At 52.7% G+C, this 24439-nt stretch carries 16 protein-coding genes and 1 pseudogene; 7 read left to right on the forward strand and 10 right to left on the reverse strand.

Going from position 1 to position 24439, the window contains the following annotated elements:
- The first annotated feature begins 112 nt into the window (after window positions 1–112).
- Both AC4PCC_RS17470 and AC4PCC_RS17475 read left to right on the forward strand, forming a co-directional pair.
- The gene (locus AC4PCC_RS17470; RefSeq protein WP_492125361.1) at window positions 113–1612 is read left to right on the forward strand and encodes a UbiD family decarboxylase; all 1500 of its coding nucleotides are present in this window, start codon (window positions 113–115) and stop codon (window positions 1610–1612) included.
- A gap of 88 nt (window positions 1613–1700) precedes the next feature.
- Complete coding sequence (locus AC4PCC_RS17475; RefSeq protein ID WP_492125362.1) at window positions 1701–2420, forward strand: DUF554 domain-containing protein; 720 nt, start codon at window positions 1701–1703, stop codon at window positions 2418–2420.
- Between the two features lie 74 nt (window positions 2421–2494).
- Here the strand turns inward: AC4PCC_RS17475 and cueO are convergent, their stop codons facing one another.
- Window positions 2495–4090: a multicopper oxidase CueO gene (gene cueO / locus AC4PCC_RS17480; RefSeq protein WP_492125363.1), complete on the reverse strand. Its 1596-nt coding sequence runs from the start codon at window positions 4088–4090 to the stop codon at window positions 2495–2497.
- A gap of 200 nt (window positions 4091–4290) precedes the next feature.
- Between cueO and AC4PCC_RS17485 the strand changes: the two genes are divergently transcribed.
- The 3 genes from AC4PCC_RS17485 (at window position 4291) to speD (ending at window position 6446) form a co-directional block, all read left to right on the forward strand.
- Entirely contained in the window at window positions 4291–4638 is a 348-nt protein-coding gene (locus tag AC4PCC_RS17485; protein ID WP_492125364.1) for a YacC family pilotin-like protein, read from the forward strand.
- Window positions 4639–4751: 113 nt separating this feature from the next.
- Window positions 4752–5609 carry a polyamine aminopropyltransferase gene (gene speE / locus AC4PCC_RS17490; RefSeq protein ID WP_492125365.1) on the forward strand — a complete coding sequence of 286 codons (858 nt, stop codon included), beginning with the start codon at window positions 4752–4754 and terminating at the stop codon, window positions 5607–5609.
- A 27-nt stretch (window positions 5610–5636) separates the two neighbouring features.
- A complete protein-coding gene (speD, locus tag AC4PCC_RS17495) occupies window positions 5637–6446 on the forward strand; it encodes an adenosylmethionine decarboxylase (RefSeq protein WP_492125366.1) in 810 nt (269 codons plus the stop codon).
- Between the two features lie 138 nt (window positions 6447–6584).
- Here speD and yacL read toward each other — a convergent pair whose 3' ends face one another.
- Complete coding sequence (gene yacL, locus AC4PCC_RS17500) at window positions 6585–6947, reverse strand: protein YacL (RefSeq protein WP_067706924.1); 363 nt, start codon at window positions 6945–6947, stop codon at window positions 6585–6587.
- Between the two features lie 701 nt (window positions 6948–7648).
- On the opposite strand from yacL, the gene AC4PCC_RS17505 reads away from it, so the two are divergent.
- Window positions 7649–8038 (forward strand): hypothetical protein, encoded by a 390-nt coding sequence (locus tag AC4PCC_RS17505; RefSeq protein ID WP_492125367.1) that lies wholly within the window; start codon window positions 7649–7651, stop codon window positions 8036–8038.
- Between the two features lie 66 nt (window positions 8039–8104).
- On the opposite strand, the gene acnB is transcribed toward AC4PCC_RS17505, so the two are convergent.
- The 8 genes and pseudogenes from acnB to pdhR form a co-directional block, all read right to left on the reverse strand.
- Window positions 8105–10702: a bifunctional aconitate hydratase 2/2-methylisocitrate dehydratase gene (gene acnB, locus AC4PCC_RS17510; RefSeq protein WP_492125368.1), complete on the reverse strand. Its 2598-nt coding sequence runs from the start codon at window positions 10700–10702 to the stop codon at window positions 8105–8107.
- Between the two features lie 248 nt (window positions 10703–10950).
- Window positions 10951–12903, reverse strand: coding sequence for a metallophosphoesterase (locus AC4PCC_RS17515; protein WP_492125369.1), 1953 nt, complete (start codon window positions 12901–12903; stop codon window positions 10951–10953).
- Window positions 12904–13422: 519 nt separating this feature from the next.
- Window positions 13423–14559, reverse strand: a pseudogene (locus tag AC4PCC_RS17520) (IS3 family transposase).
- 359 nt (window positions 14560–14918) lie between these two features.
- Window positions 14919–15413 carry a hypothetical protein gene (locus tag AC4PCC_RS17525; RefSeq protein WP_492125370.1) on the reverse strand — a complete coding sequence of 165 codons (495 nt, stop codon included), beginning with the start codon at window positions 15411–15413 and terminating at the stop codon, window positions 14919–14921.
- A gap of 94 nt (window positions 15414–15507) precedes the next feature.
- Window positions 15508–16932 carry a dihydrolipoyl dehydrogenase gene (lpdA, locus tag AC4PCC_RS17530; protein ID WP_492127558.1) on the reverse strand — a complete coding sequence of 475 codons (1425 nt, stop codon included), beginning with the start codon at window positions 16930–16932 and terminating at the stop codon, window positions 15508–15510.
- A gap of 175 nt (window positions 16933–17107) precedes the next feature.
- The gene (aceF, locus tag AC4PCC_RS17535) at window positions 17108–19012 is read right to left on the reverse strand and encodes a pyruvate dehydrogenase complex dihydrolipoyllysine-residue acetyltransferase (protein WP_492125371.1); all 1905 of its coding nucleotides are present in this window, start codon (window positions 19010–19012) and stop codon (window positions 17108–17110) included.
- 13 nt (window positions 19013–19025) lie between these two features.
- A complete protein-coding gene (gene aceE, locus AC4PCC_RS17540) occupies window positions 19026–21689 on the reverse strand; it encodes a pyruvate dehydrogenase (acetyl-transferring), homodimeric type (RefSeq protein ID WP_345830538.1) in 2664 nt (887 codons plus the stop codon).
- A 120-nt stretch (window positions 21690–21809) separates the two neighbouring features.
- Entirely contained in the window at window positions 21810–22574 is a 765-nt protein-coding gene (pdhR, locus tag AC4PCC_RS17545; protein ID WP_492127559.1) for a pyruvate dehydrogenase complex transcriptional repressor PdhR, read from the reverse strand.
- 399 nt (window positions 22575–22973) lie between these two features.
- Between pdhR and aroP the strand changes: the two genes are divergently transcribed.
- Window positions 22974–24332, forward strand: a complete 1359-nt coding sequence (aroP, locus tag AC4PCC_RS17550; protein ID WP_492125372.1) for an aromatic amino acid transporter AroP — start codon at window positions 22974–22976, stop codon at window positions 24330–24332.
- Window positions 24333–24439 lie beyond the last annotated feature (107 nt).

A 24439-nucleotide genomic window follows, 5' to 3' on the forward strand; every position in this document is an offset into this window, starting at 1 on the left:
GGACAGCAGCGGCAGGCAGGGCCATCAGCGACTGACCTCGCGGCTGCTGACGGCTGCGTCAGTAGAGTCAGGGCTGGCGTGATGGTGATGAAATGCGTTGAGGTTCATTAAGATGTCTGAAAAGAATAAACAGGATACCCAGCCAAAGGTCACAGACCTTCGCTCCGCACTGGCACTACTGAGTCAGTATGATGACGAGTTGATTGATACCGATGAGCCCGTCGACCCCATTGCCGAGCTATCCGGTGTTTATCGTTACGTTGGGGCCAACGGTACCGTGCAGCGTCCTACTCAAATCGGGCCAGCCATGATTTTCAATAAAATCAAAGGCTATGATGATATGCGCGTCCTGATTGGCCTGCTGTCATCGCGTAAACGCGTGGCGCGCCTGTTTGGTACCACTCCCGAAAAGCTGGCCTTTATGCTGAAGGATTCAGTCAACACGCCAATTGCCCCTGTCGTTATCCCGCGTGAAAGAGCCGCCTGTCAGGAAGTGGTGCATCTGGCAACCGATCCCGATTTCGATATTCTTAAGCTGCTGCCCGCCCCGACCAATACCCCCGACGATGCCGGTCCCTACTTTACCCTGGGCATGTGCTATGCGGCCGATCCGGAAACCGGCGAACATGACGTGACCATTCACCGCCTGTGCGTACAGAGTAAAGATGAGATCTCCATGTACTTTGTGCCGGGTCGCCATCTGGATGTTTTCCGTCAGAAAGCCGAAGCCGCGGGTAAACCCCTGCCTATTTCGATCAGCATTGGTGTCGATCCCGCCATTGAAATCGGTGCCTGCTTTGAGCCGCCGACCACGCCGCTGGGTTTTGATGAGCTGTCTATTGCCGGTAGCCTGCGTAACCAGGCGGTTGAGCTTGTGGACTGCGTCAGCGTCAAAGCACGCGGTATCGCCAACGCCGAAGTGGTGATTGAGGGTGAATTACTGCCTAACGTTCGGGTTCGCGAAGATCAGAACACCAATACCGGCAAAGCCATGCCAGAGTTCCCCGGCTACACCGGTGACGCCCAGGCAGAAGTGCCGGTGATCAAAGTGAAAGCCATCACCCATCGTCGCCATCCCATTTTGCAGACCTGCATTGGCCCCAGCGACGAACACACCAATATGGCCGGGATCCCAACCGAAGCCAGTATTCTGCAAATGGTTGAACGCGCCCTGCCCGGCTTCGTTCAGAATGTGCACTGCCCGTCACCGGGAACCGGAAAGTATCTGGCGGTGTTGCAGGTCAAAAAACGTTCTCTGGTGGATGAAGGACGGCAGAAACAGGCCGCGCTACTGGCGTTCTCCGCCTTTTCCGAACTGAAGCACATTATGCTGGTGGATGAGGATGTCGATATCTTCGATCTCAGCGACGTGATGTGGGCAATGACGACGCGCTATCAGGCGGATGTCAGCACCACCTTAATTCCAGGCGTACGCTGCCATCCGCTCGATCCCTCTTCGGATCCGGCTTTTAGCCCCTCCATCCGCGCCCATGGCATTGCCTGTAAAGCCATTTTTGACTGTACCGTGCCTTATCATCTGAAAAAGAACTTTATCCGCAGCCAGTTCCTTGAGGTTGACGTTAACCGCTTTATTCCGGGCTTTAAAAAGTAAACAGGAGAAGGTATGTCAGGGTCAGTCAATTCGCTGAAAAAACAGCGGCTGATAGTCGGTATCAGCGGTGCCTAAGGAGTGACAAGTCGTGATTATTGGACCTTATATCAACGGTGCCGCCGTGCTGATTGGCGGCATTGCGGGTGCCCTGCTGAGCAGTAAACTGCCGGAACGGGTACGCACCTCAATGCCGCTGATTTTTGGCGCAGCCTCAATGTGCATGGGGATCGTGCTGGTCAATAAAGTGTCCCATATGCCGGTGATGGTGCTGTCGGTGATCCTCGGGGCCCTGTTAGGCGAGCTGGTTTATCTTGAGAGAGGAATCGGTAAGCTGGGTGCAAAGGCGCGCGGACTGGTAGAGCTGGTGGTGCGTTCGGAGCCGGGCAGTGAAGAGTCACAGGCGCAATTTCTGCAAAGTTACGTGGCGATTATCGTCCTGTTTTGCGCCAGCGGCACGGGGATTTTCGGTTCCATGCATGAGGGAATGACCGGCGACTTTAGCATTCTGATTGCCAAGTCTTTCCTCGACCTCTTTACCGCGGCCATTTTTGCTACCACGCTCGGGTTTTCGGTCGCCATTGTGGCGATACCCCAGCTGATTATCCAGCTGCTGCTGGCTTACGGTGCCGTGTTTATTATACCGATGACCACGCCAGCCATGCAGGCGGATTTCGCAGCCGTCGGTGGCGTACTGATGTTTGCGACGGGTTTTCGCATCTGCGGTATCAAGGTGTTTCCGGTGGCCAATATGCTGCCCGCCCTGGTACTGGCCATGCCCATCTCGGCGCTGTGGAGCATGATATTCTGATTCAACGTTAAGCCAGCCCATTGCCGTCGGCTATGACGGGTTAAAGGCGGGGCCCTGCCCGCCTTAGACTGGCCTCAGCTGACGGTAAAGCCCAGCATCATCCCCGTGTCCTCATGCTCCAGCAGATGGCAGTGCGCCATATAGGCCTGCTCTTTTGTCGCGGCATAATCAAAGCGTACCAGCACTTCACTGCGCCACCCCTCAACCCTGACCATGTCCTTCCAGCCGCTGCGGTGCGCCGCCGGGGGTTTGCCGTTTTCGGAGAGGATGCGGAACTGCGTGCCGTGAATATGAAACGGATGAAGCATCTCATCGCCTTCCCCGGAGACAGTCCACTTTTCTACCGTTTCGCGCGGCACATCGAACGCGGGTTTAGCCATATCAAAGGCCACACCATTGATCTTATTGCCGTTATGAAAATCGTACTCATCCTGCTGAGGCTGCGGATGCGACATACCCGCCATGCCGCCATCCGCACGCCTTTTCTCAGGTGCCGCGTCGTTATCGTCGTGGTCATGCGCATCGCCGCCCATACCGGCCATTGCCGCACCACCATACTTTTTGATGAGCGCCAGCATCCCGCGACGCTCAAGTTCCGGATCCATCGACAGCTGTAGCCAGCGGCTCTTGTTCACCTGCTCCGGCAGCGCCGGTAGCTCAACCAGCCTGTCGGGCAGCGTGCCGCTCGCCATAACCCGTAGCGGGGTAATGCTCAGTACCGGCAGCGGCTGGTTGAACGGTTCCAGCGTCATGCCCATCTGCCGCACCGGCAGCGTCTGCAGGTCAAACGCTTTGCCATCGTGGGTATCAACCAGCACTTCAAAGCGCTCGCCCGGCATCATTGACAGTGTCTTCAGCGGCACCGGCTCGGACAGTAAGCCGCCGTCGCTGCCAATGACATACAGGGTGCGGTCATCGCTGGCGGTCAGATTAAGCGAGCGGGCATTGCAGCCATTCAGCAGGCGCAGGCGCAGCCAGCCGCGCGGTACGGCATGCTGCGGGTAAATAGCCCCGTTAGTCAGCATCGTATTCCCGAACCAGCCAACCGCCGCGCCCATCACGTCCAGTTCATAATCAATCCGGCTGCCATCGGCGCTCAGCCGTTTGTCCTGAAGGATCACTGGAATATCATCCACCCCCCAGATTTTCGGCAACAGCAGCTTACCGCTTGCCTCATCATTCATCAGAACCAGTCCGGCCAGCCCCTGCGCGACCTGGTAGCCGGTCCTGCCGTGCTGATGAGGATGGAACCAGCAGGTGGCGGCGGGCTGATCGGGCGTGAAGCTGACGCTGCGGCTGGCACCCGGCGCGATCAGCGCCTGCGGGCCACCGTCAACGTCGCCAGGCAGTGCCAGCCCGTGCCAGTGAACCGTGGTCGCTTCGGGCAGGGCGTTGTGAACGTTGAGGGTGACGGCCTTGCCGCGCTCAAGCTGAATGGCCGGGCCGAGCAGGCTGCCATTATAGCCCCAGCTGGTGACCGACTGACCCTGCCAGACGGTTTTACCCTGCTGCGCGATAATGTTCATGACGCCGCGCGGGTCCGGCGTCAACAGGCTGGGAATGGGCAATTCGGCCCGGGGCATCGCGGCCATCAGTGAACGGCTCCACAGCGGCAGCGCGCTGGCTGCGCCTGCTGCGGCACTCAGCTTAATAAAATCACGACGTTGCATTACCCTGTCCTTACGCTGGCGGTCGGTATCAGTGACGCAGCATAAACCCTTACCCTGCGGGAAGGTCAAGCCTTGCCGGTCCCTCTGCGCCACCCACCGTCATTAAAACGCCTTTTCAGCGCGTTTCTCTGGCAAATTTGTCTGTAGCCGCCCCGTAACTGTGCTAAGTTCAGCCTATTGCCAACCTCTGAGAACAATGTATGAAGAAAAGCATCAAGGCTCTGTTGATACTGGGCCTCTTCGGCTTCTCGTCGGCCAGTTTTGCCCTGAGCGAATCGGAAGCGGAAGACATGGCGGATCTTACCGCCGTTTTTGTTTATCTGAAGAATGACTGTGGTTATCAGGATCTGCCTGATACGCAGATCCGCCGGGCGCTGGCCTTTTTCGCCCAGCAAAATCGCTGGGATTTGGCTAACTACGACAGTTTTAATATGAAAGCCTTAGGTGAAGACAGCTATCGCGATCTGAGCGGTATTGCGGTGCCTAACGCTGATAAATGCAAATCTCTCGCGCGTGATTCTCTTAGCCTGCTCGCCTGGGTGAAATAATCCTCTTTCTTATCTATGCTTTGTTGATAATTTGACCGTGCAACCGCGGTCAGAGTTAGCTATTATATCGCGCCCATTTTTCGTGGCTGTTTATGAGGAAGGAGAGTCCCACCATGGCCGAAAAAGAAATGTGGTATGAAACGCTTCATGCCGGGTTTGGACAGTATTTCGCTGTCGACAAAATCCTGTACCGTGAAAAAACCGGACATCAGGATCTGGTTATCTTCGAGAATGCCGCTTTAGGTCGCGTTATGGCACTTGACGGCGTGGTACAAACCACGGAGCGCGATGAATTCATCTATCATGAAATGATGACGCACGTCCCGCTGTTGGCGCAGGGTGCCGCAAAGCGGGTGTTAATTATCGGCGGTGGCGATGGCGCGATGCTGCGCGAAGTCAGCCGGCATAAAAGCGTCGAGCACATCACCATGGTAGAGATCGACGCAGGCGTCGTGACGTTCTGCAAACAGTATCTGCCGAACCATAGCGCGGGTGCCTATGACGATCCGCGCTTTACGCTGGTGATTGATGATGGCGTGAATTTCGTCAGCCAGTGCCAGGATAAATTTGACGTGATCATCTCCGACTGTACCGACCCCATCGGTCCCGGAGAGAGTCTGTTTACTTCGGAATTTTACGAAGGCTGTTGCCGCTGCCTCAATGAAGATGGCATCTTTGTGGCACAAAACGGGGTCTGCTTTTTACAGCAGGATGAGGCTATCAACAGCCACCGCAAGCTGAGCCATTATTTTGGCGACGTGAGCTTCTACCAGGCGGCAATCCCCACCTACTACGGCGGGATTATGACCTTCGCCTGGGCGAGTAATAATCCAGCGCTGCGCCAGCTTGATACGGCCACGCTACAGGCGCGCTTTGATGCGGCCAACCTGAATTGCCGCTATTACAATCCGGCAATCCATACCGGCAGCTTTGCCCTGCCGCAATATCTGTTGAATGCGCTGGCTAACTGACGGTGTATTTTAAGGGGGTGAACGAAATTGCAAAAGCTTAAACTACATGGCTTCAACAACCTGACCAAAAGCCTGAGTTTTTGTATCTACGATATCTGTTACGCGAATACAGATGCAGAGCGTGACGGATACATTGCGTACATTGATGAACAGTATAATGCCAACCGCCTGACGGAAATCCTGAGCGAAACCTGTTCGATTATCGGCGCTAACGTGCTGAATATCGCCCGACAGGACTATGAGCCACAGGGCGCCAGCGTCACCATCCTCGTGAGTGAGGAACCGGTTGATCCTAAGGATATTGATAATTCCGAGCACCCTGGCCCGCTGCCGGAGTCGGTGGTCGCGCACCTGGATAAAAGCCATATCTGCGTGCATACCTATCCAGAGAGCCACCCGCAGGGCGGCCTTTGCACCTTCCGTGCCGATATTGAAGTCTCGACCTGCGGAGTGATTTCACCGCTGAAGGCGCTTAACTACCTGATACACCAGCTTGAATCAGATATTGTCACCATCGACTACCGCGTCAGGGGTTTCACCCGTGACGTGAATGGCGTGAAGCACTACATCGACCACCAGATCAATTCTATTCAGAATTTTATGTCTGACAGCATGAAGTCGATGTACGACATGATGGATGTGAACGTCTATCAGGAAAATATGTTTCACACCAAGATGATGCTGAAAGAGTTCGATCTGAAACACTACCTGTTTAACACCAAACCGGAAGATCTTAGTCCGCATGAGCACAAGCGTATAACCGATCTGCTGTGGAAAGAGATGCGTGAGATCTATTACGGACGCAACATTCCGTCCGTTGGACTGAAAACACCGTAACCTGTTGCCGTTGACGAAATACGGGCGGCCTCTGTGCCGCCCGTTTTGTTTCAGCAGCAGTGGCGGGTCTGACATAGCTGGGCTATCTACAGCGTGAGACCGCCAGCCGATGACGCCCATCTTACCTGTGCAGACCGATTATCGCCCCTGCAAAAAGGCCCGGTAGGCGGCAATCACCGCAAGGAAATCCTCCACGCCGCAGAAGCACAGGCTCTCTTCATCGTAGTAGTTCATTCCCTCTTCAATCTCATCCCCCTCAAAGCTGAGCAGATTCGCGCGGATGATCACCTCTTCTTCATCCAGCCACAGCGTATACTCATGCCCGATGCGCTGCCACTGGCGCTCGCTGCCCTTCACCTCCTGTACGGCGGCCTCGACCTCATCCAGCAGCGTCAGGTTCCCCTCTACCTCTTCATTAAACCAGTGACCGACGGCCTCATGGCCCATTGACATGCGGACCTTCACGCCGCCGGTGATGTCGCGTAAAAACTCATATTCCACGGTAATACCCTTATACATGCAGCTGTTGAAGTTGATGCTTCAGCCATGCTCTCATTCTGACAGGATCCGGTTACATTACCACGTTAAATCATTGCCGACTGCGATTGAGGGAGCCGCCAGGAGGCCGCAAAATATTGTCCTCTTCATCTGCATCACGTTACGCGTGCACTTAAAAAATTGTAAAGCCTCACCGCTTTAAGTGAAGTGAAAACATATTATGAACCTGGTTCGCAAAATAAAAAATCAAGTATGGAACTTAATTAGACGACGTTTGTAAAAACGAACGCCTTAGGATAAAATTCCCGCAAGAAATGCATGATGCATTGGTATATGATCAAGGATGACGATCAATGAACCTAACCCATAAATCCGTCCTGCTTTGCCCCCTGGCGTTGCTCTTATTTCTCTCTGCTGCCCTGATAAGGGCTGATAGTGCGCCGGTTACCTCGTCTGAACGCATCGCTCCACCTGAGGCATTGCATTACAATCGGGTCAGTCTGGATAACCGGACCGAATTAAACACCCCGGACAACCTGTTAAATATACCGTTTTCTGAAATGCCGCCAGGCCATTATTCAGGTGCGGATAGCGTTATAAATCAGGCTCCATCAGTGATCGGTACCTTAAATAATAAAATTTCTAAAAATAATGGCCATTATTTTCCAGGGTGGAATAGCCATCATATTTCCGCAGAAACGTTAATGGGCGATGGGACTCATATATGGCCGCTCTCCAGTAATGAACCGGCTGCACCCGCTGAGGACGATCGCTCTGACGGGATGGGTGACAACGGGGAGAAAGAAGCCCTGCCTTATCGTCCCCTCAGCACTCCCTCCAGCTGGCAGCTCTCTGAACGGCCGCCGCTTACGCTAAGTGCATATGCCCTCCATAAGCGTATTTTCAAGGATGGCAGCGCGAGCACCGGCTTTAGATCCGGCCAGAGGGGCAACAGTTTTCCGCTCAAAACGGACGCAAGCATTCCGCTGGTAGAAAACACTGAACTCTCCGGTCAGATGAACTATCAGAAGTACCTGCAAAAAGAGGGTATCGACGACTGGGGGATTGCGGCAGGAATAACCGTGAGTTTCTAAAAAAACCGGAGATGATTTCTCATCCCCGGTTTGGTGGTCAACTTCAGCGCCTGGGTAACTTCCCCTTTATACGGCGGTCTGGAAGATCACGCCGTCGGCTTTGTCCGTGTACTGGCTCAGCTGGTCAAAGTTCAGATAGCGATAGGTATCCACCGCCGTCTTATCAACCTGATCCATAAACTGCTGATACTCATCCGGCGCAGGCAGTCGGCCCAGCAGGGAAGCAACCGCAGCCAGCTCCGCAGAAGCCAGATAAACGTTAGCCCCGGTGCCAAGACGGTTCGGGAAGTTACGGGTAGAAGTGGAAACCACCGTCGCGCCGTCTGCAACCCGCGCCTGGTTCCCCATACAGAGTGAACAGCCGGGGATCTCAATGCGCGCACCGCTTTTACCAAATACGCTGTAGTACCCCTCTTCGGTCAGCTGCGCAGCATCCATTTTGGTTGGCGGAGCCACCCACAGACGCGTTGGCAACTGGCCCTTGTGGCTATCCAGCAGCTTACCGGCCGCGCGGAAGTGACCGATGTTGGTCATGCAGGAGCCAATAAAGACCTCATCGATCTTCTCACCCTGCACGTCAGACAGCAGACGCGCATCATCAGGATCGTTAGGCGCGCACAGGATTGGCTCTTTAATCTCGGCCAGATCGATCTCAATCACCGCCGCATACTCTGCGTCAGCATCGCCTTCCAGCAGCTGCGGATCCGCCAGCCATTTTTCCATACCCTGGATACGGCGTTCCAGCGTACGACGATCGCCGTAGCCTTCAGCGATCATCCACTTCAGCAGGACAATGTTGGAGTTCAGATACTCAATGATCGGATCTTTACCCAGCTTGATGGTACAGCCCGCGGCTGAGCGCTCGGCCGACGCATCGGAAAGCTCAAACGCCTGCTCCACTTTCAGGTCCGGCAGACCTTCGATTTCCAGAATGCGGCCAGAGAAGATGTTTTTCTTCCCTTTCTTCTCTACGGTCAGCAGCCCCTGCCTGATGGCATACAGCGGAATAGCATGCACCAGATCGCGCAGGGTGATCCCCGGCTCCATTTTCCCTTTGAAGCGCACCAGCACCGATTCCGGCATATCCAGCGGCATAACGCCGGTGGCGGCAGCAAACGCGACCAGGCCTGAACCCGCAGGGAAAGAGATCCCGATCGGGAAGCGGGTGTGGGAATCACCACCGGTGCCAACGGTATCCGGCAGCAGCATACGGTTCAGCCAGCTGTGGATAATACCGTCGCCCGGACGCAGGGAGACGCCGCCGCGATTCATAATAAAGTCAGGCAGCGTATGGTGAGTCGAGACGTCTACCGGTTTCGGATAGGCCGCCGTGTGGCAGAAGGACTGCATCACCAGGTCGGCGGAAAAGCCCAGACAGGCGAGATCTTTCAGCTCATCGCGAGTCATTGGTCCGGTAGTATCCTGCGAACCGACTGAGGTCATTTTCGGTTCACAATAGGCTCCCGGACGTACGCCGTCGGTGCCGCAGGCGCGACCTACCATTTTCTGCGCCAGCGAGAATCCACGGGTACTGGCCGCCACGTCTCTGGCCTGACGGAATACGGTGCTGTGCGGCAGACCCAGCGCTTCACGCGCCCTGGTGGTCAGACCGCGTCCGATAATCAGCGGAATACGGCCACCGGCGCGCACTTCGTCCAGCAGCACGTCGGTTTTCAGCGCAAAGGTCGCCAGCACTTCACCGGTAAGGTGATCTCTGACTTCGCCTTTATAAGGCCAGATGTCAATCACATCGCCCGTATTCAGGTTATCCACATCGACTTCGATCGGCAGCGCACCGGCATCTTCCATGGTGTTAAAGAAGATAGGGGCGATTTTGCCGCCCAGCACCACACCGCCGCCTTTCTTGTTTGGCACGAAGGGCAGGTCATCACCCATAAACCACAGCACCGAGTTGGTCGCCGATTTACGGGAGGAGCCTGTTCCTACGACGTCGCCAACGTAGGCAAGAGGGAACCCCTTCGCCTGTAGCGCTTCAATCTGTTTGATGGGGCCAACGTTACCCGCCTCGTCCGGCTCAATGCCTTCACGGGCATTTTTTAGCATGGCTAACGCGTGCAGAGGAATATCAGGACGGGACCAGGCATCCGGCGCGGGAGAGAGATCGTCCGTGTTGGTTTCACCGGTGACTTTGAAGACGGTAACGGTAATTTTTTCAGCCAGCTCCGGACGGGAGAGATACCATTCCGCATCGGCCCAGGAGTGCATGATTTGTTTAGCGTGAGGGTTACCGGCTTTGGCTTTTTCTTCTACGTCGTAGAAGCTGTCAAACATCAGCAGCGTATGGGACAGGGCTTTGGCGGCACCTGGCGCCAGCTTCTCATTGTCCAGCGCGTCAATCAGCGGATGAATGTTGTAGCCACCCTGCATGGTGCCCAGTAACTGGACCGCTTTTTCAGGCGTAACCAGAGGAGAAGTCGCTTCACCTTTGGCGACCGCCGCCAGGAAACCGGCTTTCACGTAGGCCGCTTCATCAACGCCCGGCGGGACTCGATTAATTAGCAGATCGGACAGGAATTCTTCTTCACCCGCTGGCGGGTTTTTCAGCAGTTCAACCAGCGCGGCCATTTGGGAAGCATCTAAAGGTTTTGGAACGATCCCCTGGGCAGCACGCTCGGCAACGTGCTTACGGTATTCTTCTAGCACGACGTTCTCCTCGCTCACATTGTTATGGCTTACCGGGCGCCCTGAAGGTTCACCGTAACGTGACGACTGTCCATGTGTAGGGTATGGTGCCCGGTTCCGCGAGGGGCAGCATAGCAGGATTTCAATGACATGTTAATCCGTTTACAAAAAAGCAACATATTAAATCAATGTCTTTTGAGCAAAAGAAGGAGGGCTGCCAAAGCAGCTCTCCTTCTTACATCACTATCTAAAACCTGACGGAAACGACTCTAATTACATGAAATATAGTCCCATTTAGAATTTAAGGTGGTACCCCATGTTTTAGTACAGAGATTTTTGGTTATACCTGTGAGCCTGAATATTCGCCTAAACGGTTCCCAGACGAGTCCCGTCGAATTTTCAACATCAACGTTAATCTGCGTGGCGTTCCCCGGAACAATGTGGTTAAAAACATTACCCAGCGCCAGCCCCCCCGGGTTGACTGTAATTAGCTTAGGTTTACCGTTATCTTTAATATAATAAGTTAATTTCACATATGAAACGTAGCCGCCCTCATTTTTAACCAAAATTGAAATTGGCGGCCCCATCGGAGCAACATCTGGGCCCGTGTAGGTTAAATTTAAATCGAGTTCATCTATCAACCAGGGTTCAGAGTTTCCTTTTACCTTATCAAAAGCGTATATCTTTGCCTTCTGATTCGCTGGGTCCACCTCCAGCTTTAGATAGTCACCTCTGGCGCTTGCACCCGATTGATAAAATCCGTTACTGGCTTTACCGACTTGATAATGATAATGCCCAGAAAATCTAAGCTTAACATCATAGCGATCTAATAATTCATATAACTTATCCGGTGACAGGTTGGACGCATGCTGGTTAAATACAATAACCTGCCCTTTTTTTCTGGCCTGATAAAGCTCATGCTCTAGCCATTGATAATCTGGCTCCTGATACATATTTATGTCATATGTCTGCGCACCCAGACCATGCATTCCACTGCTATAGTTGACCAGAGACAACGGGTTATATTTTGACGTACTGAAGTTCATCTGTATCAGCAATACATCTCCATAGTCAGCAGAGTATGCCAGACTTCCGAAGAGTTTCACTCTCACTGACGGAAATTCATAACCACCAGATTTAACTGCATCAAAAGAACGAATATTCTGGCTATTGCTAACGTGGTCGTAATAATTCATAAAACTTCTGATTGTACAGTTATTCTCATGACAATCATCCAGATTATTCGCTATATCATGATTACCTAAACCATAATGATAAGGTAGACTGACACCTTTAGTGTCAAAGTTTTTCAATAATGAGTTAAAAGCATTCCACTCGTCTCTATGTCCAAAGGCCGTAAGGTCGCCATTGATGATCACTGCCTCGGCAGCTGGATAATCACTAATAAAACCTTTATATTGTGCTTTAATATTTTCTTCGGAGGTTTTATCATTTACACCGCAATTTCCGGTGCCGCACCAAACCTGAGGGTCTGATGTAATCAGAAAGGTTCTTTTATTTGGAACAGTCAGACTTGATGCCTTATCGTTATATTCGTGACCAACGAATGAAATATTCTTATTATACCTTTTACGCCAACCCTGATAGGATGCATGTTCGTATACAATCGCTGTTGAGTTAACGACGCTTAAAGAAGACATCATGTCATTGTGTTCTTTAAGAAAAGGCAGACTGTCATTAGAACATATCATTTTATTTTTGTACGAGACATCTCGATACAAACACACCCTGGGTATATTGAATTTCTGGGCATCAGACCTGATGCATTGACTCAAACTAAGTTCACCACTCTTATCAGTATTAAGACAAAAACCAGGCGCCGCATCAGAATAGATAGAGCCATTTGATACAGTGAAAGACTCATTCTTCTCGCCATTACAGCGCCCAAAATACACCCCATTGATCCGCGATGTACCCATAGCTTTCACGTCAACTTTTAGACAGACCCCAGGAAAAGCAGCACGTTTAATTTTGTTATTATCATATAAAAGATTTTGCTCTTCACTATTATTACAAAATAGCATCCTGGCCCATGGAGTGCCGTAAATAGTTATTCTTGAATTCATATCACGACTTGCATAAGTCATGGGCTCAACATAACTTAAGCATTTTTTAGAGGTTACATCCCGGAAGTCATGCGCATAGGATGAAGATGAGGTAGCCCCGGCAATCAACAGCAGAAAATAAAAAAATAATTTCAATTTACAACCCCCTTATGTTAGTCCGTTAAATAGCAAAAACTATAATTTAACTTCGCTATGATTGATTATCAAAACCCAAACTCTTAAAGGATTCTAAAAAAAACGAAAAAGGACCCGCTGCACGCATTGTCGAAACGCGTGGCATTGATGTGACCTTTTACTACAGTAAGGTTATAAATAAATTCAACCTTAAACAAGGAAATTAATTAAACTTTGTCTTAAGTGAAAAACTCATCAGTTGATAAATGCCGACGCACAACTGTGATGAGAATCTTTACCAATATATTGTTCCGATTCTTCACCTGGTATTTTTAAAAATATTTAATAACACTTACCAATAACATTAGTGATATAACAGTGCCATTGAGCGTAACCAATAGGTCATCAACAGGTTTTAAGGCATCCCGCTCAGTATTAATCGTGTTAACTGGCCTTATATATCCTGATTTATATACCTGAGTTTGACTGCCCCAACACAAAAAACTGGACTGCCCCCACATCAGTAGACAAATCCTGTCCTCACGACGAGGCCTGTTCAAAGGCCTCCGGACTGACGCCACCGAGGTGGCTGTGACGCCGCGCCCGGTTGTAGAACACTTCAATGTAATCGAAGATATCCGCCCGGGCCAGATCCAGGGTTTTATAGATACGTTTTCTGATACGCTCTTTTTTCAGCGAACTGAAGAACGATTCGGCCACCGCATTATCCCAGCAGTTGCCACGCCGGCTCATACTCGGGGCCAGGTTATTGGCCCGGCAGAAGCGCTGCCAGTCGTCACTGCCGTACTGACTGCCCTGGTCTGAGTGCACGATAACCTCGCCGTCGGGTTTTCGCCGCCAGACGGCCATCATTAGCGCATCCAGCGCCAGCTCACGTGAGAGTGTCGGTTTCATCGACCAGCCCACTACGTTACGTGCGAACAAATCTATAACCACCGCCAGATACAGCCAGCCCTGCCAGGTGCGGATGTCGGTGATATCGATCACCCAGACCTGATTAGCCCGTACGACGGTAAACTGCCGCTGCACGCGATTCGGGGCAACGACTGAAGGTCTGCCAGCGATACGACGTGGCGCTTTATAGCCGCGCACGGCTTTGATCCGGTTCAACTGCATAATACGGCTAACCCGGTTTTTACCGCATGGCTCCCCGATTTCATTCAGATCGCCATGAACCCGGCGATAGCCGTACACGCCCCCGCTCAGTGAATAAGAGTCACGGATGAGAGCCAGCAGGCGCTGATTATCTTTATCCCGCGCAGAGACCGGGTTATGCAGCCACGCATAGAACCCGGCCCGGGCGACACACAGTACCCGACACATCGTCATGACACCCCATACAGAGCGGTGTTCATTGATAAAGCGGTACTTCAGTCGGGCTCCCTTGCAAAGTACCGCGCGGCCTTTTTCAGAATATCCCGTTCTTCTTCAGTGCGCTTTAGCTGCGCTCTAAGCTTCAGGATCTCACTTTTTGCTTCCAGTAAATCACGGGCATGCTGCTCGCTGTTATCGGGTTTAATCGCCCGTAACCACTTGTAGAGACTGTGTGCAGAAACGCCCAGCCGGTCAGAAACTTCAGGCTACGGAATAGCCGCGCTCCGTTATCTGACGGACGGCTTCTTCCTTAAATTCAGGTGTAAATCGTGGTTTGCCCATACGTTCCTCCTATGCTCCAACTATAGGGCAGGATCGACTACCGGGGTGGGGTCAGTCCAACTATAGGGCAGGATCGTCTGGCGGGGTGGGGTCAGTCCAGTTTTTGTATTGAATTTAATATTATTGATGATGCCAGTTTTCACTTTTTAATATTGATTCCTCATCCTAAAATTAGGATGAGGAATTTTTTTATTTTCTGAATTTATAGAAAAAATAAAAAAATACAATTCCAGAAAGAAAAGCGAGGAATGTCTTTCCATTCTGGTATGTTGAACTGGTATAATAAGTTGTTATAGATATAATAATGGAAAATATGGCTGAGCCGATTATTATTCTTAGTAACTTATTTGACACCACGTTTACCACCAACAGGCTCCCCCATAGATAAGTCCGCCTATGCTACCACCGCTAATGGCTCCAGCTAACCAGCCGGGGATTGATCCTAAACCCGGAACAACAACACTACCTGCTGCCATTCCACCGACGCCTCCTGTAATAGCACCACTAATAACTTCCTTAGACATATCTTTTATATTGCAGTTTTCAAGTCCAGCGCCAGATACTAAATCTATTTCGTGAAAACTAAGCTTATGCATAGACAATTTCCTTATTGTTGATGGTTGGCATTTGGATATTAAAATTAAGGCATTTCTATTAATGTGATTATTATCACAATAATAGAAATGCCTTAATTTTAACAGGTCGATATAACAACAAATAGAAGAGTTGTTATATCGAAGTTTAAAATGATCCTTGAGATCTTTTTTATCAGCGCGTAATCTCTCTCGCATCGCAAACAAAAAACCACCGCTACCAACGGTGGTTTGTTTGCCGGAGTTTAGAGCTACCAACACTTTATTTCGAAGGTAACTGTCTGTGTGCGAGACGAGTCACCACCCCGCAGCCAAAAAAAGCCCCCATCCGGAGCTTTTTTATTAGCAAAGAGGCTTACTTCTTCTTCGCTTTCGGGTTAGGCAGGTCGGTGATGCTACCTTCGAAGATTTCAGCCGCCAGGCCTACGGACTCATGCAGCGTCGGGTGCGCATGGATAGTCAGCGCGATATCTTCGGCGTCACAGCCCATTTCGATAGCCAGGCCAATCTCGCCCAGCAGCTCGCCGCCGTTAGTGCCGACAATGGCGCCGCCGATGACGCGATGCGTCTCTTTATCGAAAATCAGCTTGGTCATACCGTCTGCACAGTCGGAAGCGATAGCGCGTCCCGAGGCCGCCCATGGGAAAATCGACGTCTCGTAGCTGATGCCTTTTTCTTTCGCTTCTTTCTCGGTCAGACCAACCCAGGCAACCTCTGGCTCGGTATAAGCGATCGAAGGGATCACCTTCGGATCGAAGTAGTGCTTCTTACCGGCAATCACTTCGGCCGCTACGTGGCCTTCATGGACGCCTTTGTGCGCCAGCATCGGCTGACCAACGATATCGCCAATGGCGTAGATATGCGGCACGTTGGTGCGCATCTGCTTATCAACGCGAATAAAGCCACGATCGTCCACTTCCACGCCCGCCTGACCGGCATCAAGGCCTTTACCGTTAGGTACGCGACCAATAGCCACCAGTACCGCATCATAGCGCTGAGGTTCAGTCGGCGCTTTTTTACCTTCCATGGAAACGTAGATACCGTCGTCTTTCGCTTCAACGGCGGTCACTTTCGTTTCCAGAATCAGGTTGAACTGCTTGCTGATGCGCTTGGTGAAGACTTTCACCACGTCTTTATCGGCAGCGGGAATAACCTGATCAAACATTTCGACCACGTCGATCTGTGAGCCGAGTGCATGGTATACGGTCGCCATTTCCAGACCGATGATACCGCCGCCCATTACCAGCAGGCGCTCAGGAACTTCTTTCAGCTCCAGCGCGTCGGTGGAATCCCATACGCGCGCGTCGTCATGAGGAATAAAGGGAAGCTGAATAGGACGCGAGCCCGCAGCGATAATAGCGTTATCGAAGTTAATGGTCGTTGCCCCATTTTCCCCTTCAACCACCAGCGTATTCGCGCCGGTAAATTTACCCAGACCGGTAACCACCTTCACTTTACGGCCCTTCGCCATACCCGACAGACCACCGGTCAGCTGGGTGATCACTTTCTCTTTCCAGCTGCGGATCTTGTTGATATCCGTCTGCGGCTTGCCGAACACAATGCCGTGCTCTTCCAGCGCCTTCGCTTCTTCAATCACTTTAGCAACGTGCAGCAGCGCCTTGGAGGGAATACACCCTACGTTCAGGCAAACGCCGCCGAGGGTGCTGAAACGTTCAACGATGACGGTCTCCAGACCTAAATCAGCGCAACGGAAGGCTGCGGAGTAACCCGCAGGGCCTGCCCCAAGTACCACGACCTGAGTTTTAATTTCTGTACTCATCATGACCTCTTAGTTAACTGGGGGATGTTCATCCGCCGGTTCGTATTCAGGGCAAGAGTTTACAGAATTGTTAACAGAGTGCAAACAACCTGCCCGATACGTCTTCAACTACCTTGTCGACTTATGGCATCGAAAGTCGGCTATGAGAAGGCCGGCAAAAGCCGGCCTTAATTCCTTACATCACCAGACGGCGGATATCCGCCATGATGGTGGCGATATAGGCAGCGAACCGTGCGCCCGCCGCACCATCAATCACCCGATGGTCGAAGGAGAGCGACAGCGGCAGCATCAGGCGGGGAATAAACTCCTTCCCATTCCAGACCGGCTCCATTGCGGATTTAGACACCCCGAGGATTGCCACTTCCGGCGCGTTAACAATCGGCGTAAATGCCGTGCCGCCAATACCGCCCAGGCTGGAGATGGTGAAGCAGCCACCCTGCATATCGGATGCGGTCAGCTTGCCGTCGCGGGCCTTTTTAGAAATAACAGAAAGTTCGCGAGACAGCTCGACAATGCCCTTTTTGTTAACATCTTTAAAGACCGGCACAACCAGACCATTTGGCGTATCAACCGCCACGCCGATGTTGATGTATTTTTTCAGCGTCAGCTTCTGGGCATCTTCAGACAGCGAGCTGTTGAAGCGAGGGAACTCCTCCAGCGCTTTCGCCGCTGCCTTCATGATAAACACCAGCGGCGTGATCTTCAGATCCAGCTTCTTCTTCGCCGCTTCGTCATTCTGCTGCTTACGGAAGGCTTCAACCTCGGTGATATCCGCCTTGTCATGCTGCGTAACGTGTGGAATAACCACCCAGTTACGGCTCAGGTTAGCACCGGAGATTTTCTGGATACGGCCCAGCTCGACTTCTTCAATCTCACCGAACTTGCTGAAATCCACTTTCGGCCACGGCAGCATGCCCGGCAGGCCGCCAGAGGCCGCAGCGACTGGGGCAGACTCGGCGCGTTTTACCGCGTCCTTCACGTACGCCTGAACGTCTTCTTTCAGGATGCGGCCTTTGCGGCCCGAGCCTTTCACCTTCGCCAGGTTAACGCCGAACTCGCGCGCCAGGCGACGGATAACCGGGGTCGCATGAACGTAAGCGTCGTTTTCGGCAAATTCACCTTTCGCTTCACTCTTCGCCGGGGCAGGAGCCGCCGGTGCTTCCTGCTTAGCGGCTGCCGGTGCTGCGTCCTCTTTCTTCGCCGCAGGTGCCGCTGCCGGTGCAGCGCCTTCCACCTCAAACACCATCAGCGGCGAACCGGTTTTCACCCGGTCGCCGGTGCTGATTTTGATCTCTTTGACGGTACCGGCAAAGGGTGCAGGCACTTCCATTGAGGCTTTATCACCCTCGACCACGATCAGCGACTGCTCAGCGGCAACGTTATCGCCCACTTTGACCAGTATTTCCGTCACTTCAACGTCATCGCCGCCGATATCCGGTACGGCAACGTCTTTTGAACCGCTGGCCGTAGCAGGTGCAGCGGCCGCTTCTTCTTTCACTTCAGGCTTCGCTTCGACAGGGGCAGCAGCAGAACCCGCCGTTTCGAAGACCATAATCAGGGAGCCGGTGCTAATTTTATCGCCGGTGCTGATTTTGATCTCTTTCACCTTACCGGCGAAAGGCGCAGGCACTTCCATTGACGCTTTATCGCCTTCGACAACGATCAGCGACTGCTCGGCCTCGACCGAATCGCCCACTTTGACCAGAATCTCGGTGACTTCTACTTCGTCAGAACCGATATCGGGAACATTGACCTCTTTGCTTTCTGCTTTTGACTCAGCGGCGGCGGCGGGTTTCGCTTCCTCTTTTTTCTCTTCCGCCTGTGCTGGCGCCGCATCAGCAGCGCCTTCGGCGGCGTCAAAAATCATAATCAGCTTGCCGGTGGCAACGGTATCGCCGGTCGCCACTTTGATCTCTTTTACCACGCCTGCCTGCGGAGAAGGCACTTCCATCGAGGCTTTATCACCCTCGACGACGATCAGCGACTGCTCAACCTCAACCTTGTCACCCACCCTGACCAGGATCTCGGTAACTTCAACTTCGTCTGCACCGATATCCGGTACCTTAATTTCGATAGCCATTAATCTTTACCTCTTATGCCAGACGCGGGTTGACTTTATCGGCATCAATATTGAATTTGGTGATCGCTTCTGCCACCACGCGCTTATCAATTTCACCGCGTTTAGCCAGTTCACCCAGCGCCGCCACCACCACGTAAGATGCATCCACTTCAAAGTGGTGACGCAGGTTTTCACGACTGTCAGAACGTCCGAAACCGTCGGTGCCCAGCACGCGATAATCGCTGGCCGGCATAAAGGTACGGATCTGCTCGGCAAACAGTTTCATATAGTCGGTTGAAGCCACGGCCGGTGCATCGCTCATGATCTGGGCAACGTAAGGCACGCGTGGCGCCTCGGTCGGATGCAGCATGTTCCAGCGCTCGCAGTCCTGACCGTCGCGGGCCAGCTCGGTGAACGAGGTCACGCTATAAACGTCAGAACCCACACCGTAGTCGTTTGCCAGAATCTGTGCCGCTTCACGGACGTGACGCAGAATAGAGCCGGAGCCCAGCAGCTGGACTTTACCTTTGTTCCCTTCTACCGTTTCCAGCTTGTAGATACCCTTACGGATACCCTCTTCCGCACCCTGCGGCATGGCAGGCATGTGGTAGTTTTCATTCAGCGTGGTGATGTAGTAGTAGACGTTTTCCTGCGCTTCGCCGTACATGCGTACCAGGCCGTCATGCATAATGACCGCAACTTCATAGGCATAGGCCGGATCGTAAGAGATACAGTTTGGAATGGTCAGCGACTGAATGTGGCTGTGACCATCTTCATGCTGTAGCCCTTCGCCGTTCAGCGTGGTACGGCCAGAGGTACCGCCAATCAGGAAGCCGCGAGCCTGCTGATCGCCAGCCGCCCAGCACAGGTCGCCAATACGCTGGAAACCGAACATGGAGTAGTAAATGTAGAACGGGATCATAGGCAGGTTGTTGGTGCTGTAAGACGTTGCCGCCGCCAGCCAGGATGCGCCTGCGCCCAGTTCATTGATCCCTTCCTGAAGGATCTGGCCTTTCTCGTCTTCTTTGTAGTAAGCAACCTGCTCACGGTCCTGCGGCGTGTACTGCTGGCCGTTCGGGCTGTAGATACCAATCTGACGGAACAGACCTTCCATGCCGAAAGTACGCGCTTCATCCGCAATGATCGGCACCAGGCGATCTTTGATCGATTTGTTCTTCAGCATCACGTTCAGTGCACGAACAAACGCGATGGTGGTGGAGATCTCTTTATTCTGCTCCTCCAGCAGCGAGCGGAAATCTTCCAGCGTCGGCATCTCCAGCTTCTCGCTGAAGTTAGGCTGACGGCTTGGCAGGTAGCCGCCCAGCTTCTCGCGCTGGCCGTGCAGATAGTTATACTCTTCGGAGCCTTTCTCGAAGGTAATGTACGGCAGTTTTTCAACGCCCGCATCGTCCACCGGCACGTTGAAGCGATCGCGGATGTAGCGAACGCCATCCATGTTCATCTTCTTCACCTGGTGCGCGATGTTTTTACCTTCGGCAGTATCACCCATACCATAGCCTTTGATGGTATGCGCCAGAATCACCACCGGCTTGCCTTTGGTATCCTGGGCTTTTTTCAGCGCTGCATAGATTTTCTTCGGATCGTGACCGCCACGGTTCAGCGCCCAAATCTCGGTGTCAGACATATCTTTAACCAGCTCTGCCGTCTCCGGATATTTACCGAAGAAGTGCTCGCGCACGTAAGCGCCATCGCGGGATTTAAAGGTCTGATAGTCGCCGTCAACGGTTTCGTTCATCAGCTGGATAAGCTTGCCGCTGGTATCTTTACGCAGCAGTTCATCCCAGCGACCGCCCCAGATAACCTTGATCACTTCCCAACCGGCGCCGCCAAAGATCCCGGCCAGTTCGTTGATGATCTTGCCGTTACCGGTGACCGGGCCATCCAGACGCTGGAGGTTACAGTTGATGATAAATACCAGGTTATCCAGCTTCTCACGGGTGGCGATGGTAATGGCGCCCTTTGATTCTGGCTCATCCATCTCACCATCGCCCAGGAAGGCATAGACGGTTTGTTCGGCCGTATCTTTCAGACCGCGGTGCTCAAGATACTTCAGGAATTTAGCCTGGTAGATCGCGCCAATCGGGCCAAGGCCCATTGATACGGTCGGGAACTGCCAGAAATCAGGCATCAGTTTAGGATGCGGATAAGAGGAAAGACCCTTACCGTGAACTTCCTGGCGAAAGTTATTCATCTGGTCTTCCGTCAGGCGTCCTTCAAGGAAGGCACGTGCATAAACGCCGGGGGAGATATGTCCCTGGAAATAGACCAGATCGCCGCCGTCTTTTTCGCTGCGCGCACGGAAGAAGTGGTTAAAGCACACTTCATAAATAGTCGCAGAAGACTGGAAAGAGGACATATGTCCGCCCAGCTCCAGGTCTTTTTTCGAGGCGCGAAGAACGGTCATAATCGCGTTCCAGCGGATCGCCGAACGGATGCGGCGCTCAAGCGACGTATTGCCCGGATAGTCCGGCTCGTCTTCTACGGCAATAGAGTTAACATAGTTGCTGGCTCCAGCGCCCGCAGCCACTTTCACGCCACCTTTGCGTGCTTCGCTCATTACCTGATCGATCAGGAACTGTGCGCGCTCAACACCTTCTTCACGGATGACCGATTCGATCGCCTGTAGCCAGTCGCGGGTTTCGATCGGATCCACGTCATTGTGTAAACGTTCTGACATGGGGGTATTCCTTATCTGTGTCTAATACGTTGAATTGTCTGGAGCCTGTCTCTCTGTGCTCTGTTTTCAAAGCACAGGGAGACAGGTCCGTCGTTTTATGTGCCGCGTTATGTTTACGCGTTATTCCTTACGTTGCTGTAAACGTCGCAAGGAGCGCTCTCTTCGACTCTGCTCCCGACTTCTGTCCAGCAATATTTCCTCAATAAACGCCAGATGGCGATGTGAAGCTTCGCGCGCCTTTTCGGGCTCGCGGGCCACAATCGCCTCGAAAATTCTGGCGCGATGACCGCTCACTTTCGCCAGCATTTCGCGGCGGGAGTAGAGCAGTTCAAAATTCTGTCGCACGTTCTGTTCCAGCATTGGCCCCATACTGCGTAACAGATGCAGCAACACCACATTATGGGCGGCTTCTGTTACAGCAATTTGGTACTGCATCACCGCATCGGCTTCCGCGTCCAGATCGCCGCTGGCCTGAGCAGACTGAATCTGCACGTGACAGTGGCGGATGCGCACTAAATCCTCTTCCGTGCCGCGCAGGGCAGCATAGTACGCGGCAATCCCTTCCAGCGCGTGGCGCGTTTCCAGCAGGTCAAATTGAGATTCAGGATGACCGGCCAGAAGCTCAACAAGCGGATCGCTAAGGCTTTGCCACAGGTGGGTCTGGACGAAGGTGCCGCCGCCCTGTCGGCGCAGCAGCAGGCCTTTCGCTTCCAGACGCTGAATGGCCTCACGCAGAGAAGGTCGGGAAACATCGAACTGTTTAGCGAGCTCGCGCTCCGGGAGCAATTTTTCGCCCGGACGCAGCGTCCCCTCCATAATGAGGGACTCAAGCTGTTGCTCGATAGCATCGGAAAGCTTTGGTTGGCGGATTTTGCTGTAAGCCATCATCCCTTCATCTGCTATTTGCCGGAGTAAATTGGTAATACCAATTGCAAAAAGGTGTTCGTAAAGTAACAAAGTATTCACGTGATGTCCATATAGCATCCACCCGAAATCGGACCCTGGTCTCGTTTTCCTCATCGACCATAAGGGAATGCTATTCGTTATTTCGATCCGTTTATGGCAGAAACGAAGGGACTGAGCCTGCTCTCGATGCGATCTTTCTTCTCACCGCAAAAGAAAGCGAGTGCATTGGCGGCTGCTTATCATTATTCTTGTCGCCACGGTAGCATCAGGCTGATTTTAATTTGAATGAGACTGTATCAATTTAAATACGCTCTCTGTAAGCAACGGATTACAGAGTTAGCCTTTAGGTTAACAAAATAACGGATAACGAGGTTTACTATGGAACAACAGCAGGGCGAGACGCTGAAGCGCGGGCTTAAAAACCGGCACATCCAGCTTATCGCATTGGGCGGGGCCGTCGGGACAGGCCTTTTTCTGGGAATTGCAGACACGATCAGAATGGCTGGCCCCTCGGTGCTTTTGGGCTATGCCATCGGCGGCTTTATCGCCTTTATGATCATGCGCCAGCTGGGTGAAATGGTCGTGGAGGAGCCGGTTGCCGGTTCCTTCAGCCATTTTGCTTATAAATACTGGGGCAATTTCGCAGGCTTCGCCTCCGGCTGGAACTACTGGATCCTCTATGTACTGGTTGCCATGGCGGAACTGACCGCCGTAGGTAAATACATCCAGTACTGGTGGCCGGAGATCCCGACCTGGATCTCCGCGCTGGTATTCTTCTTTATCATCAATGCCATTAACCTGACTAACGTGAAAGTCTACGGCGAAATGGAGTTCTGGTTTTCCATCATCAAGGTGGCAGCGGTAATCGGCATGATCGTCTTTGGTGCCTGGCTGCTGTTTGGCGGTCACGCCGGGCCTGATGCCTCCGTTTCCAACCTCTGGGATCGGGGCGGCTTCTTCCCGAACGGCATCACCGGCATGGTAATGGCGATGGCGGTAATTATGTTCTCTTTCGGCGGGCTTGAGCTGGTGGGCATTACCGCCGCGGAAGCGGACGATCCTGAAAAAAGTATCCCCAAAGCCACCAATCAGGTGCTGTACCGCATCCTGATTTTCTATATTGGCTCGCTGACGGTGTTACTGTCGCTCTATCCCTGGACCAAAGTGATTGGTGGTGCCAGCCCGTTTGTGATGATTTTCCACGACCTGGGTGATTCCCTGGTCGCCAATGCGCTTAACGTCGTGATTCTGACCGCGGCCCTTTCGGTCTATAACAGCTGCGTCTATTGCAACAGCCGTATGCTTTTCGGACTGGCGCAGCAGGGCAATGGCCCTAAGGCGTTGATGAAGTTAGACCGTCGCGGCGTGCCGTTTGTCGCCATCGGCGTTTCCGCGGCGGCAACCGCCATTTGCGTACTGATTAACTACCTGATGCCGGGGGAAGCTTTTGGTCTGCTGATGGCGCTGGTGGTCTCAGCCCTGGTGATTAACTGGGCGATGATCAGCCTGGCACATCTTAAGTTCCGCCGCAGGAAGGATGCACAGGGCGTTAAGACCCGCTTTAAAGCGCTGTTTTATCCCGTAGGAAACTGGATCTGCCTGCTATTTATGGCGGCAATTCTGGTCATTATGGCGGTAACGCCCGGCATGGCGATTTCCGTCTGGCTGATCCCGGTCTGGATCGCTATTCTGGCGGTAGGTTTCATGCTGAAAAACCGCCTGCAAAAAGCCGGATGATATAACACGGCCGGGCCGACGGGCCCGGCGATTCACACCGCCCGTCGGCACGCTGATTTCCCGCTCTTTATCCTGCCCTGCTTATCAATATCCCCTTCGCGAACCGC

Source organism: Erwinia sp. L03-1 (genome assembly GCF_058686115.1).